Annotated in this window: 10 protein-coding genes; all 10 read right to left on the bottom strand. The window is 69.8% G+C overall.

The genetic code is table 11. The annotated features are described in order from the left end of the window. Positions 1 to 13: 13 nt before the first annotated feature. A complete protein-coding gene (locus IEX49_RS13125; RefSeq protein ID WP_188806619.1) occupies positions 14 to 1,504 on the bottom strand; it encodes a glutamate synthase subunit beta in 1,491 nt (496 codons plus the stop codon). Beyond that, positions 1,497 to 6,281: a glutamate synthase large subunit gene (gene gltB, locus IEX49_RS13120; protein WP_188806618.1), complete on the bottom strand. Its 4,785-nt coding sequence runs from the start codon at positions 6,279 to 6,281 to the stop codon at positions 1,497 to 1,499. Before gltB ends, IEX49_RS13125 begins: the two co-directional genes overlap by 8 nt. A 141-nt stretch (positions 6,282 to 6,422) precedes the next feature. Further along, positions 6,423 to 7,520 carry a prolipoprotein diacylglyceryl transferase gene (lgt, locus tag IEX49_RS13115; protein WP_229672666.1) on the bottom strand — a complete coding sequence of 366 codons (1,098 nt, stop codon included), beginning with the start codon at positions 7,518 to 7,520 and terminating at the stop codon, positions 6,423 to 6,425. Beyond that, positions 7,520 to 8,401, bottom strand: coding sequence for a tryptophan synthase subunit alpha (gene trpA, locus IEX49_RS13110; RefSeq protein WP_188806617.1), 882 nt, complete (start codon positions 8,399 to 8,401; stop codon positions 7,520 to 7,522). Before trpA ends, lgt begins: the two co-directional genes overlap by 1 nt. Further along, positions 8,401 to 9,711, bottom strand: a complete 1,311-nt coding sequence (gene trpB / locus IEX49_RS13105) for a tryptophan synthase subunit beta (protein WP_188806616.1) — start codon at positions 9,709 to 9,711, stop codon at positions 8,401 to 8,403. Before trpB ends, trpA begins: the two co-directional genes overlap by 1 nt. 100 nt (positions 9,712 to 9,811) lie before the next feature. Further along, a complete protein-coding gene (trpC, locus tag IEX49_RS13100) occupies positions 9,812 to 10,633 on the bottom strand; it encodes an indole-3-glycerol phosphate synthase TrpC (protein WP_188806615.1) in 822 nt (273 codons plus the stop codon). Beyond that, positions 10,633 to 10,905, bottom strand: coding sequence for an HGxxPAAW family protein (locus tag IEX49_RS13095; RefSeq protein ID WP_188806614.1), 273 nt, complete (start codon positions 10,903 to 10,905; stop codon positions 10,633 to 10,635). The genes trpC and IEX49_RS13095 overlap by 1 nt, the downstream gene beginning before the upstream one ends. A gap of 143 nt (positions 10,906 to 11,048) precedes the next feature. Continuing rightward, positions 11,049 to 11,663, bottom strand: a complete 615-nt coding sequence (locus IEX49_RS13090; protein WP_229672664.1) for a Trp biosynthesis-associated membrane protein — start codon at positions 11,661 to 11,663, stop codon at positions 11,049 to 11,051. Next, a complete protein-coding gene (locus IEX49_RS13085) occupies positions 11,660 to 13,330 on the bottom strand; it encodes a chorismate-binding protein (protein ID WP_188806613.1) in 1,671 nt (556 codons plus the stop codon). Before IEX49_RS13085 ends, IEX49_RS13090 begins: the two co-directional genes overlap by 4 nt. After that, positions 13,323 to 13,775: a phosphoribosyl-AMP cyclohydrolase gene (gene hisI / locus IEX49_RS13080; RefSeq protein WP_188806612.1), complete on the bottom strand. Its 453-nt coding sequence runs from the start codon at positions 13,773 to 13,775 to the stop codon at positions 13,323 to 13,325. The genes IEX49_RS13085 and hisI overlap by 8 nt, the downstream gene beginning before the upstream one ends. Between the last annotated feature and the right edge of the window lie 12 nt (positions 13,776 to 13,787).

The following is a 13,787-nucleotide window of genomic DNA, read 5'->3' as shown; positions in this document are numbered from 1 at the left end:
CTTCGGACCGACATCACACCGACATGGCACGATCCGTCGGCTCCACCGGGGACGGCAACCGGGTCCAGGTCTCGAGCGACTCGTCCACGGCCTTCGCGCAGGCCCGTCCCTCGGCAATGGCCCACACCACGAGCGAGGCACCGCGCCCGGCATCGCCGGCCACGAAGACCCCCGGGGTGTCGGTCTCGTAGCGGTGGTCCCGCTTGACCAGTCCGCGTTCGAGCACGACGCCGGCGTGGCCCTCTCCGGAGGTCAGTCCGGCATCCTCCACCCCGGTGAACCCCAGTGCCAGCAGCACCAGGTCCGCGGGGATCTCCCGTTCGGTGCCGGGCTTGGGCACGCGGCGGCCGTCCGGCAGGTACTCGGTCTCGGCCACGCGCACGGCCCGAACCCGCTCCACGCCGTCGGCCCCCACCTCGCCCAGGAACTCGACCGTGGAGGCCAGGTACTCACGCGTACCGCCCTCGGCGTCCGCGGAGGTCACCTCGTAGACCCGCGGCACGGTCGGCCACGGCTGGTCCTCCGGACGCTCCGCGGGCAATTCCTTGCCGATGGCCAAGGTGGTCACGGACGCGGCCCCGTGGCGGTGAGCCGTGCCGATGCAGTCGGCACCGGTGTCACCGCCGCCGAGGACCACCACGTGCTTGCCGTCAGCCCGGATCTGCGCCGCCGCCTCCGCCTCGTCCAGTTCTCCGTTCACGGCGCGGTTGGACTGGACCAGGTAGTCCATGGCGAAGTGCACACCGTCCAGCTGCCGGCCCGGCACGGGCAGGTCACGCGGCACGGGTGCCCCGGTGGCCATGATGACGGCGTCGTAGCGAGACCGCAGCTCGGCCCACGTGATGTCCGTGCCGATGGCCACGTTGGTGCGGAATCGCGTCCCCTCGGCCTCCATCTGCTCGATCCGCCGGTCCAGGATGTCCTTCTCCATCTTGAAGTCCGGGATCCCGTACCGCAGCAGACCGCCGACCTTCCCGTCCCGCTCGTAGACGGCCACGGTGAAGCCGGCCCGCGTCAGCTGCTGGGCGGCGGCCAGCCCGGTGGGGCCGGAGCCGACGACGGCCACGGTGTGACCGTTGAGCCGCTGCGGGATGACGGGGTCGAGCCAGTCGTTGTCGAAGGCCGCGTCCGCGATGGACACCTCGGTCTGCTTGATCGTCACGGCCGGCTGGTTGATGCCCAGCACGCAGGACGACTCGCACGGTGCCGGGCAGATGCGGCCGGTGACCTCGGGGAAGTTGTTGGTGGCGTGCAGCCGGGCGGCAGCTTCCTCCCACCGTCCCCGGCGGACCAGATCGTTCCACTCGGGGATGAGGTTCCCGAGGGGGCAGCCCTGGTGACAGAACGGCACGCCGCAGTCCATGCAGCGCCCGGCCTGGGTGCGGATGACGGCCTCATCCTGGCGGACATAGACGTCCTTGAAGTCCAGGATGCGCACGGGCACCGGCCGGGACGGCCGGTCCTGCCGCTCACGGGTGTTCAGGAATCCACGGGGATCAGCCACGGGTAGCCTCCACAATCCGACCCCAGGCGGCGTCGCCGTCCGGGTCTAGTCCTTCGTCGATGACGGCCGCACGCGTCTTCAGCACGGCGTCGTAGGTGGCCGGCAGCACGGTGGTGAAGCGTGCCATCACCGCCTCCGGATCTGCCTCCAGGTCGGAGAGCAGGTGGGCGGCTACCGGCGAGCCGGTCTCCGCACGGTGCCGTTCCAGGAGGCCGATGATGGCCTCGCGGTCCTCGGCCCGCGGCTCGAGCAGCAACAGGTCGTGCTGCTCCACCGCCAGGGGGTTCAGCGTGGTCTCGTCCAGGTCCAGGACCCAGGCGGTGCCACCGGACATGCCGGCCCCGAAGTTGCGTCCGGTCCGGCCGAGGATCAGGGCCTGCCCACCGGTCATGTATTCGCAGCCGTGGTCACCGATCCCCTCCACCACGGCGGTGGCACCGGAGTTGCGGACCAGGAACCGCTCCCCCACGCGTCCGCGCAGGAAGACCTCACCGGAGGTGGCACCATATCCGATGACATTGCCCGCCACCACGTTGTCCTCGGCCGCGAATCCAGCCGAGGCGTCCGGGCGGACGACGATGCGTCCGCCGGACAGGCCCTTGGCCACGTAGTCGTTGGCGTCGCCCTGCAGCCGGAGCGTGATCCCGGCCGGAAGGAAGGCACCCAGCGACTGACCGGCCTCACCCGTGAGGTTCACGGTGATGGTGTCCGCCGGCAGCTCGTCCAGCAACCGGGCCTTGGTGACGTGGTAGCCGAGCATGGTGCCGGCGGCCCGGTCCGTGTTGACGATCCGCTTGGTGACCTCGACCGGGGCGCCGTTCGCGATGGCGGGCTCGGCCAGGGTGATGAGGTCGTTGTCGAAGTGCTGGTCCAGCTCGTGGTTCTGTCCGTGGGTGTTGGACAGCTGACGGGCCTTGGCCGGATCGGCCGGATCGTATCCGGCCAGGATGCCGCTGAGATCGAGGTCCTCCGTCTTCCAGTGGTTCCGGGTCGCGTCCCGGTCCAGGACCTCGATGTGGCCGATGGCCTCGTCGATGGACCGGAAGCCGAGCTCGGCCAGGTACTCACGGACCTCTTGGGCGATGAACTCGAAGAAGGTGACCACGAACTCGGGCTGGCCGGTGAACCGGGACCGCAGCTCGGGGTTCTGGGTGGCCACGCCCACCGGGCAGGTGTCCAGGTGGCAGACGCGCATCATGATGCAGCCGGAGACCACCAGCGGTGCGGTGGCGAAGCCGAACTCCTCGGCGCCGAGCAGCGCGGCGATGACCACGTCCCGACCGGTCTTGAGCTGGCCGTCCACCTGGACCACCACCCGGTCCCGCAGGCCGTTGAGCATCAGGGTCTGCTGGGCCTCGGCGAGGCCCAGCTCCCACGGGGCCCCCGCGTGCTTGAGCGAGTTCAGCGGGGAGGCGCCGGTGCCGCCGTCGTGCCCGGAGATCAGCACGACGTCGGCTTTGGCCTTGGTCACTCCTGCCGCCACGGTGCCCACCCCGGACTCGGAAACGAGCTTGACGTGTACACGGGCTGCCGGGTTGGACCGCTTCAGGTCATAGATCAACTCGGCGAGGTCCTCGATCGAGTAGATGTCATGGTGCGGCGGCGGCGAGACCAGGGAGACGCCGGGCGTGGAGTGCCGGGTGGACGCCACCCAGGGGTACACCTTGGTGCCCATGAGCTGGCCGCCCTCGCCGGGTTTGGCCCCCTGCGCCATCTTGATCTGCAGGTCGTCCGCGGTGGCCAGGTAGAGGCTGGTCACGCCGAAGCGGCCGGAGGCGATCTGCTTGATGGCCGAGCGGCGTTCCGGATCCAGCAGGCGCTCCGGGTCCTCGCCGCCCTCGCCGGTGTTGGACTTGCCGCCCAGCCGGTTCATGGCGATCGCGAGGGTCTCGTGGGCCTCCCGGGAGATGGAGCCGTAGCTCATGGCCCCCGTGGAGAAACGCTTGACGATCTCCGAGACGGGCTCGACCTCGTCCAGCGGCACCGGCTGGCGTACCCCGGTCTTCAGGGTCAGCAGCCCGCGCAGGGTCATCAGGTCCTTCGCCTGCTCGTCCACGCGCTGCGTGTAGTCCTTGAAGATGCCGTACTGGCGGGTCCTGGTGGCGTGCTGGAGCCGGAACACGGTCTCCGGGTTGAACAGGTGCGGTGGCCCGTCCCGGCGCCACTGGTACTCGCCCCCGGACTCCAGCTCCCGGTAGGGATCGATGTCGTTGCCGTCCGGCGGGTAGGCCGCCCAGTGGCGCTGCTCGTTCTCGGCGGCGATGACGCCCAGCCCCACCCCGCCCATGGGAGTGTGCGTGCCGGCGAAGTACCGGTCCACGAGGGGCCGGGACAGGCCGATGGCCTCGAACGTCTGGGCCCCGCAGTAGGACGCCACGGTGGAGATGCCCATCTTGGACATGATCTTCTGTACGCCCTTGCCGAGCGCCTTGATGAGGTTCGCGACGGCCTCGGCGCGGGTCACGCCGGTGATGGCCCCGGTCCGGACCAGGTCCTCCGCAGACTCCATGGCCAGGTATGGGTTCACCGCGGAGGCACCGTAGCCGATGAGCACGGCCACGTGGTGGACCTCGCGGACGTCCCCGGCCTCGACGAGCAGTGAGGCGCGGGTGCGGTTGGCCGAAGACAACAGGTGGTGGTGCACGGCGGAGAGCAGCAGCAGGGACGGGATCGGAGCCCACTGCGCGTTCGAGTCGCGGTCGGAGAGCACGATGTACTGCACGCCGCGGTTCACCGCCGCCGAGACCTGCTCGCAGATCTCGGTGAGCCGGTCACGCAGGCCGGCCGAGCCGCCGTCGACCCGGTACAGGCCACGGACCTTCAGGGCCACCTTGCCGCCCGGCTTGCCTCCGGGCTGATCTCCCGGCTGACCACCCTCGGACCGCAGGTTGGCGATCTTGGCCAGCTGGTCGTTGTCGATGACCGGGAATTCGAGGTTCACGTGGTTCGTCCGCACCCGCTCGGTGGACAGCAGGTTACCGTCCGGGCCGATCGAGGTCCGCATGGAGGTGACGAGTTCCTCGCGGATGGAGTCCAGCGGCGGGTTCGTGACCTGCGCGAAGGACTGGGTGAAGTAGTCGAACAGCAGACGCGGCCGCTTCGAGAGCACCGCGATGGGGGTGTCCGTGCCCATGGCACCCAGGGGCTCCGCACCCTTCTCCGCCATGGGGCCGATCAGCAGCCGCAGCTCCTCGGTGGTGTAGCCGAAGGTCCGCTGGCGGTGCGCCACGGAGGTGGACGAGTAGTTGACGTGCTCGCGCTCGGGCAGGTCGGCCAGGTCGATGAGGTTCTCGCGGACCCACTCTCGCCACGGGTTGGCCGAGGCCACCTCCGCCTTGACCTCGTTGTCCTCGATGATGCGGCCCGCGGCGGTGTCCACGAGGAACATCCGGCCCGGTGCCACGCGCCCCTTGCGGACGATCCGGGAGGGCTCGAGCGGCAGCACGCCGACCTCGGAGGCCAGCACCACGAGCCCGTCATCGGTGACCCAGTAGCGGGCCGGGCGCAGGCCGTTGCGGTCCAGCACGGCGCCGACCTGGCGGCCGTCGGTGAAGGCCACGGCGGCGGGGCCGTCCCACGGCTCCATCAGCATGGAGTGGTACTCGTAGAACGCCCGGCGGTCCGGATCCATGGACTCGTGGTTCTCCCAGGCCTCCGGGATCATCATCATGACCACGTGGCTCAGGGGCCGGCCGGCGAGCATCAGCAGCTCGGCGACCTCGTCGAAGTTCGCGGAGTCCGAGGCGCCCGGGGTGCAGATCGGGTACAGCTTCTCCGGTTCCTCGCCAAGTACCGAGGACGCCAGCTGCGACTGGCGCGCGCGCATCCAGTTCCGGTTGCCCTTGACCGTGTTGATCTCGCCGTTGTGGGCGATGGCCCGGAACGGCTGGGCCAGCGGCCAGGACGGGAAGGTGTTGGTGGAGAAGCGGGAGTGCACCACGGCCAGGGAGGTGGCGAAGCGCTCGTCCGAGAGATCGGGATAGAACGGCTCGAGCTGGGCCGTGGACAGCATCCCCTTGTAGACGATCGTCTGCGTGGACAGGGAGGGGAAGTAGACCCCGAACTTGTTCTGCGTGCGCTTGCGGACCCGGAAGACGCGGGCGTCCAGCGAGTCGCCGGCCGTGGCCCCCACCGAGGGGTCCAGGGCGAGGAACAGCTGGGAGAAGTGGGGCATGACCGCTCGGGCGGAGGCACCGAGCACATCGGTGTCCACCGGGACGTCGCGCCAGCCCAGAACCACGAGGCCTTCCTCAGCGGCACGCTCCTGGATGCCGTCCACGCACTCGCGGCGCTCGGCCGCGTCCTGCGGCAGAAATGCCGTGCCGGCGGCATAGTTCCCGGCGTCCGGCAGGTCGAAGTCGACGACCTCGCGGAAGAAGGCGTCCGGGATCTGCAGCAGCAGTCCGGCCCCGTCTCCGGTGCCGTCGTCCCCGCCGACGCCGCCCCGGTGCTCGAGGTTGCGCAGCGCCACGAGAGCGTGCTGCACGATGTCGTGCCCGGGCGTGCCGCGCAGGGTCGAGATGACCGCCAGGCCGCAGTTGTCCGTCTCCGCGTCGGGTCGGTACAGGCCCTGTTCGGCGGGGATCGCGGAGAACCGGTTGAAGGGATTCTTCGGGTCCCGGCCCAAGGCCTCCGGGGCCGAGTCGTCCGGCAATGGCCGGTGGGTCTCCGCCGGCGTGGCGGGCCTGGCGGGCGTGGCTGACTGGACCGGGTGTCCGGCCTCCGCGGGCTGGCCCTGAGGAGGACGGACGTACTGGTCGTCGCGGCGCAATGTCATGAGATTCCTTCCGTTGCGCAGGAGTTCTGCTGCGGTGGAAGGGGACATCATCGGCCCCTATGGCGAGAGATGAACACGCGGTTTCGTCCGCTTCACCTCACGTCAATGCAGTGGAGTCGATACTACCGAGGCTCGCGGCCGTCAATCACATTTTTCGACCGGATCGGCCACCTTTTTTGTTTCGGCGGCGTTAACTTTCGCCTCATCGACGGCCGGCTCGGCCGGCACTGACTCACCGGCAGCCGTCGCGGACGCGATCCCAGTCCCAGACTCGGTCTCGGTCTTCGACTCGGTCCCAGTCTCAGTCTCGGTCTTCGACTCGGTCCCAGACTCAGACTCCTCGATCGGCTCACGGCCCGCACGCCACACCGAATCGGCCTCGGCCTTCGCCTCGGGGGTCTTCGGCCGGGTGAGGCCCAGGTAGATGAGGAAACCGATGGCGATCAGCAACATCAGCAGCGAGGTCCACACGTTCAGGCGCTGGGTGGTGCCGAAGAGGGTGATCATCTCCGCTTCGTCGATCCGGAGCATCTCGATCCAGGTGCGGCCGGCAGTGTACCAGGCGACGTAGGACCAGAGCATCATGCCGCGGCGCAGGTGCAGCCTGCGGTCGATCAGCAGCAGCAGCGCCACTCCCAGCAGGTTCCACAGCATCTCGTAGGCGAACGTGGGGTGAAAGAGGGTGCCCTCGAGGGCACCGGCGGGAAAGTTCGGGTGGTCGGCGGCCACCTGCAGGCCCCAGGGTGCCGTGGTGGGCCCGCCGAAGAGTTCCTGGTTGAAGTAATTGCCGAGCCGGCCGATGGCCTGGGCGAGCAGCACGCCGGGCGCCACCACGTCCGCGTAGGCCGAGATCTTGAAGCCGTAGCGGCGGCAGGCGATCCAGGCGCCCACGGCACCCAGGGCGACGGCGCCCCAGATCCCGAGGCCGCCCTCCCAGACCCGCCAGATCTTGGTCAGGTCGCCCGTGCCATCGAAGTTGGGACCGAAATAGGCATCCGGGGACGAGACCACGTGATAGAGCCGAGCACCGACCAGGCCGAAGATGATGGCCCAGATCGAGATGTCGATGATGCTGCCCTCGGGGCCGCCACGTGCCTTCCAGCGCCGCGAGGCCAGCCAGAGGGCCGCGATCATGCCGGCCACGATGCACAGTGCATAGGCGTGGATCGTCACGGGGCCGATGTCGAAGCCGTCCCAGACCGGGGCGGGGATGGCACCCGTGATCAGTGCACCGTACATCAGGCGTCTCCTCGGGAGTTCTTCACGGCGCCCGTGGCCAGTTCTGCCGCCAGGGTCCCGACGGCGGCCGGGCCACCGTCCCGCAGGGCCGCCACCAGTGCGGTGCCCACGATCGCACCGTCGGCATACGCTCCGATCTCACGGATGTGCTCGGGCTTCGAGATGCCCAGGCCGACTGCGACCCGGGGCGCCCCGGCGGCGTGCGCCCGGGCGACGACGTTCTCGGCGGCCGTGGAGACCTCCGACCGGGCTCCGGTGACGCCCATAACGGAGACGCCGTAGACGAAGCCGCGCGAGGACTCGGTGATCAGCTCCACGCGCTCGTCCGTGGAACTCGGCGCGGTGAGGAAGATCCGGTCCAGGCCGTAGCGATCGGAGGCCTCGAACCACGCTCCGGCCTCCTCCGGCACCAGGTCCGGGGTGACGATACCGGCTCCCCCGGCCTCGGCCAGACGGCGGGCGAAGGTCTCCACGCCCATCCGGTCGACGATGTTCCAGTAGGTCATGACCACCACCGCGGCGTCGGTGCGCTGCGTGACAGCGCGGATGATGTCGAAGACCGCATCGATCCGGAAGCCATCGGCCAGCACCTGGCTCGTGGCAGCCTGGATGACCGGCCCGTCCATCACCGGATCCGAGTAGGGGATGCCGATCTCGATGACGTCGGCACCGTTGTTGCCCAAGGCGACGGCGGCCTCGATCGAGTCCTCGACGGTCGGGAAGCCAGCCGGGAGGTAGCCGATGAAGGCGGTGCGGCCGGCGTCGCGCGCCGCCTCGATGCTCTCGGAGGTCAGCGAGCGGATCGCCGGGGTCTCCACCTGCTGCTCAGTGTTCTGTCCGGATTGCTGTCCAGTTTCCTGCCCGGTGTTCTGCTCGGTCATCAGTTCTGCGCTCCTTCGGGGCGTGCGGCCACAGCCTCCGCGTCGCCGCCCTCGGGGGTCGCGGCGTCCGGCAGCATGCCGAAGTACTTCGCCGCTGTGGCCACGTCCTTGTCACCACGTCCGGACAGGCTGACGACGATGATCTTCTCCTCGCCGGCGGCGGTGTCGGCACTGACGACTCCTTCGTCCGCCCAGCGCTGCGCCAGGCGCAGGGCACCGGCCAGGGCGTGGGCGGACTCGATGGCCGGCACGATGCCCTCGGTGCGGCACAAACGCTGGAAGGCGGCCATGCACTCGGCATCGTCCACGGGCTCGTAGGTGGCCCGGCCGGTGTCATTGAGCCACGCGTGCTCGGGGCCGACGGCCGGGTAGTCGAGGCCGGCCGAGATCGAGTGCGAATCGATGGTCTGGCCGTCCTCGTCCTGCATCAGGTAGGTGCGGGCGCCGTGGAGCACACCGGTGCGGCCAAGGTTGATCGACGCGGCGTGCTCCCCCGTGCTGATCCCCTTGCCGCCGGCCTCCAGGCCGTAGAGCTCCACACCGGAGTCGTCCAGGAAGGCGTGGAAGATTCCCATGGCGTTCGAACCACCGCCGACGCAGGCACAGACGGCGTCCGGCAGCCGCCCGGCCTGCGCGAGGATCTGCTCGCGGGCCTCCTCGCCGATGACGGAATGGAAGAACCGGACCATGGCCGGGAACGGCGCCGGTCCGGTGACGGTACCCAGCAGGTAGTGGGTGGTGTCCACGGAGGCGACCCAGTCACGCAGGGCCTCGTTGATGGCGTCCTTGAGCGTGCGGGCGCCGGTGGTCACGGGGATGACGGTGGCCCCGAGCATCTCCATGCGGGCGACGTTGAGCGCCTGGCGCTGGGTGTCCACCTCTCCCATGTAGACCGTGCACTCCAGGCCGAACAGGGCCGCGGCCGTGGCGGTGGCCACGCCGTGCTGACCCGCGCCGGTCTCGGCGATGAGGCGGGTCTTGCCCATCCGACGGGCCAGCAGGGCCTGCCCGATCACGTTGTTGATCTTGTGGGACCCGGTGTGGTTGAGATCCTCACGCTTGAGGAAGATCCGGACTCCCGGAGAATCCTGGGCGAAGCGGGGCACCTCCGTCAGCAGGGACGGCCGGTTCACATAGTTCGTGAACAGGTCCTGCAATTCCGCCGTGAACTCCGGATCGTTCCGGGCCTCGGTGAAGGTCCGATCGACTTCCTCGAGTGCGGCGATCAGGGATTCGGGCATCCAGCGTCCGCCGTATGGGCCGAAGTACGGCCCCGGCTGGTGCTGGTAGCTCCCGGTGTGCTCAATCATCGTACGTTCCAGTCTGTGCTCGGATACTTCAGGAGGTTCGGGGTACGGCAGGGATATCTCAGCGGGAAGCTCTGCGCGTGCACTGCGGGGCCGTGACCGGTCAGCCGCGGACGGCCAGCGAGGCGGCGCGGAAGTCGCGGATGGCCTGCGTCGGGTCGCCGTGCTTGACGAGGGCCTCACCGACCAGGACGGCGTCAGCCCCGTCGCGGGCGTAGTCGGCCACCTGCTCCGGCCCCTGGACACCGGATTCGGCGATCCGGACCACGTCCTCGGGCAGGTGCGGGGCGAGGGTGGCATAGTTCCGCGGATCCACGTCCAGGGTCTTGAGGTTGCGGACGTTGACACCGACGATCCTGGCTCCCACGGCCACGGCGCGCTCGATCTCCTCGACCGTGTGGGCCTCGACCAGGGCGTTCATCCCCAGTGCGTGGGTGACGGCCAGGTACTCCGCCAATTGCGCCTCGTCCAGGGCGGCCACGATGAGCAGGACCAGGTCCGCCCCGTGGGCCCGGGCCTCGTGGATCATGTACTCGTCCACCGTGAAGTCCTTGCGCAGCACCGGAATGTCCACGGCCGCCCGGACGGCGTCTAGGTCAGCGAGTGAGCCGCCGAAGCGGTGCTGCTCTGTCAGCACGGAGATGGCGGCCGCCCCACCGGCCTCATACCTCCGGGCCAGGTCAGCCGGGGAGGCGATGTCCGCCAAGGCCCCCTTGGAGGGGCTGGACCGCTTGACCTCAGACAGGATGCGGATGCCCTGCGGATCGAGGCGTCCTCCGCCGAGGGCGGCGTAGGCGTCCCGGGCGGGAGCACGGTCCGTGGCCTCGGCCGCGAGAGTCCGGATGGCGTCCAGGGAGACCGTACGGCGGCGCTCGGCGAGGTCGGCGCGGACCCCGACGATGATCTCGTCGAGAACGGTGGCCATCAGTGCCGGGCGGACTTGGCGTGACCCTTGGTGCCCTTGCCGGCCTTGCTCATGATGAACCCGGCGACGAGTCCGGCCACCACGACGACGGCACCGGCGATGACCAGGACGAGCAGGTCGGCCAGCATGCCGACGCCGGCCAACAGGGTCCCGGCGAGGATCAGCAGCACCAACGTCCACGCGGCCGGAGAGTTGCCGTGGCCGAGGGGCTCGGCGTGGGTCGGGTCGTTCAGGACGAGGTCGTCGTCAGTGGTGCGGTGCGAGGTGGTCATGGACCGTCCCTTTCGTTCCAGGTATATCCAGGTCTATCCAGGCCAGCACTGCCCGCGTTCCAGGCGTGCGCCAGCTGATCAGGTCTGTCCCTCATTCTGCCACGGAAGTCGGTGCCGGACCCGCAGGTCTCGCCCCGTCTCGATCAGGTGGGATCCTGGCCGCGGCTGAGCTCGTCCCAGGCGTCGATCTCGTCCAGGTCCTCCGTGTCCCCCGCGTCCGGGGCCACCGCCGTGGTGGCTGCAGTGGCTCCGGTGGCTCCGGTGGCTGTTCTGGTGGCCGGTGCGGCCTCATAGCGGCGGGTGGTGGTCCACCGTCGGCCGAACAGGATCACGGCGAGACCGCAGAGGAACAGCAGGATGCCGCCGACGAGGGTCAGCCATGGCCACGCGGTGACCGCGTAAGCTCCCGCGTCCGCGGTGGTGCCACTGGCCTCGGAGACCTGGGTGCGGGCTGCACCGGCCGGGTCCAGGGCGGCCTGGAGGGAGGACCAGGCGGTCGCCGCACCCGCGAGGAGCAGGAGCAGCGACGTGATCCACCGGCCGATCCGGCGGGCCATGGACAGTGCGATGCCGGCGGCCATCCCGACCAGGGCCATGGCGGGCACGACGGCGGCCGCCTCGTTCCCGGTGGTGGTCACCGAATCACCCGGCAGCCCGGAGATCTGGGTCGACTCGATCCAGGTCTGGGCTCCGGTGCCGAGGATGATGGCGCCGGCGGCGATGGCCCACAGGACCGCGGTGCGCCTCTTCAGCATCATGGCGTCACCTCCTCCGGGTCCAGGGTGCTCAGCAGGCCCGCCGCGAGGACGGCCCGCATCGGGGCGCTCGACTTGGTCACCGTCTCGGCGGCCTCCGTCTCCGGGACTGAATCGGCCACGATCCCGGCGCCCGCCTGCACGTAGGCGGTCCCGTCCACGAGCGTCGCGGCACGGATGTTGATGGCCATGTCCATGTTGCCGGCCAGGTCGAAGTAGCCAACCACACCCCCGTAGGGGCCTCGCTCCTGGGGTTCCCATTCATCCAGCAGCTGCAGCGCCCGCGGCTTCGGCGCCCCGGACAGGGTGCCCGCGGGGAAGGCCGCGGCCAGGACGTCCAGGGCCTTCTGCCCCGGCTCCAAGCGGCCCTCCACGTGGGAGACCAGGTGCATGATGTGGCTGAACCGCTCCACCTCCATGAACTGGGTGACGGACACGCTGCCGGGCACGCAGACCTTGGACAGGTCGTTCCGGGAGAGGTCCACGAGCATCAGGTGCTCCGCCCGCTCCTTCTGGTCGTTGACCAGCAGCTTCTCGTGCAGGTGGTCGTCCTCCACGGTCGCTCCGCGGGGCTGCGATCCGGCGATGGGGTGGGTGATCACCGAACCGTCGTTCACGGTGACCAGCGCCTCCGGCGAGGAGCCGACGATCTGGTACCGGCCGCCGTCGGGCCCGGGCTTCTCGAAGGAGAACAGGTACATGTACGGGCTGGGGTTCATGGCGCGCAGGACGCGGTAGATGTCCAGGCCGCTGGCCGTGGTTTCCGCGGAGAAGCGGCGCGAGACGACGATCTGGAAGACCTCACCGTCCACGATGGCCTGCTGGGCCTTGGTGACGGCGTCCAGGAAGCCCTCGTGCGTCCACGAGTCGTGGACGTGGGCCGAGACGTCGAGGTTGAGCCAGTCCCTCGGGGCAACGGACACCGGGTCACCGCTGCCCGGCGCGCCAGCCGGCATGCTCCCTGCCGACACACCCCCTGCCGGCACTCCCCCTGCCGACACCGCGGCGTCGTGCATGGCGGGGCCGGTGAGCCGGGTCGCCATCGAGCGCAGTCGCTCCACGGCGTCCGCCCACGCCTCGCGGGCGCCGGAGGCCAGTCCGTTGTGGTTGATGGCGTTGGCCACGAGGGTGACGGTGCCGTCCACGGTGTCATGCACGGCGAGGTCCGTGATGAGGTTCATGGCCATCTCCGGCAGCCCGAGGTCGTCGGGCGGCGGGCTCGGCAGCTTCTCCCAGCGGCGCACCGTGGGCCAGCCGAGGAAACCGGCCATCCCGGAGACCAGGTTGGGCAGGTCCTTGCCCAAACCATCGCGCACGTCGGTGGACAACAGGTCCAGGGTCGCCCGGAGCACCTCGATCGGGTCACCCTCGGTGGGCAGTCCGGCCGGGGGCTCGCCCAGCCAGTGGGCCACGGCGTCCCCTCCCTGCCGGCGCGTGGTCAGCGTTGCAGCGCTGCCCGCCCCGATGAAGGAGTAGCGGGACCAGACGCCGCCCTGCGCCGCTGACTCCATCAGAAAGGTGCCGGGCTCGTCCGCGGCGAGACGGCGGTAGATGCCGACCGGAGTCAGGCCGTCCGCCAGCACTGTCAGGGTGACCGGGATGACCCGGTGCTGGCCGGCGAGATTCTCGAAGTCCTCCGCGGAGGGAGTGATGGTGCCGAGCTCACGCATCCGTGGTGGTCTCCTTCGCTGTGGGTGTTGCAGGCTCGTCAGCACGAGCAGGACGGTCAGTACGGGCAGGACGGTCAGGGCCGGAGAGCGGCAGCTGGCGTCCGTCGAAGCACGTGCGGGTGCCCGTGTGGCAGGCGGCGCCGGTCTGGTCGACCTGCACCAGCAGCGCGTCGCCGTCGCAGTCGAGGGCCACGGACCGGACCTCCTGGATGTGGCCGGAGGTGTCCCCCTTGCGCCAGTACTCCCGCCGTGAGCGCGAATAGTAGGTGGCCCGGCCGGAGGCCAGGGTCCGCCGCAGGGCCTCCTCGTCCATCCAGCCCAGCATCAACACCTCGCCGGTGTCGTGCTGCTGGGCGATGGCGGCGACGAGTCCGTCGGGCGTCTTCTTGAGCCGCTGTGCGATCGCCGGGTCGAGTGCCACTTCGGCGGAGGCGGTGTTGTCCATGGTGATCCAGTC

Source organism: Citricoccus zhacaiensis (assembly GCF_014645315.1).
Classification (GTDB): Bacteria; Actinomycetota; Actinomycetes; order Actinomycetales; family Micrococcaceae; genus Citricoccus; species Citricoccus zhacaiensis.
Note: the sequence above shows the minus strand (reverse complement) of the source record. Positions and strands in the feature narration are given on the sequence as shown.

Excerpts from the sequence above, each read along its gene's own strand:
- trpA (WP_188806617.1), bottom strand. The coding sequence starts at position 8,401 with ATGACCGAGCAGAACACCGGGCAGGAAACTGGACAGCAATCCGGACAG.
- hisI (WP_188806612.1), bottom strand. The coding sequence starts at position 13,775 with ATGGACAACACCGCCTCCGCCGAAGTGGCACTCGACCCGGCGATCGCA.
- IEX49_RS13095 (WP_188806614.1), bottom strand. The coding sequence starts at position 10,905 with ATGACCACCTCGCACCGCACCACTGACGACGACCTCGTCCTGAACGAC.
- trpC (WP_188806615.1), bottom strand. The coding sequence starts at position 10,633 with ATGGCCACCGTTCTCGACGAGATCATCGTCGGGGTCCGCGCCGACCTC.
- lgt (WP_229672666.1), bottom strand. The coding sequence starts at position 7,520 with ATGTACGGTGCACTGATCACGGGTGCCATCCCCGCCCCGGTCTGGGAC.
- IEX49_RS13085 (WP_188806613.1), bottom strand. The coding sequence starts at position 13,330 with ATGCGTGAGCTCGGCACCATCACTCCCTCCGCGGAGGACTTCGAGAAT.
- gltB (WP_188806618.1), bottom strand. The coding sequence starts at position 6,281 with ATGACATTGCGCCGCGACGACCAGTACGTCCGTCCTCCTCAGGGCCAG.
- IEX49_RS13090 (WP_229672664.1), bottom strand. The coding sequence starts at position 11,663 with ATGATGCTGAAGAGGCGCACCGCGGTCCTGTGGGCCATCGCCGCCGGC.
- trpB (WP_188806616.1), bottom strand. The coding sequence starts at position 9,711 with ATGATTGAGCACACCGGGAGCTACCAGCACCAGCCGGGGCCGTACTTC.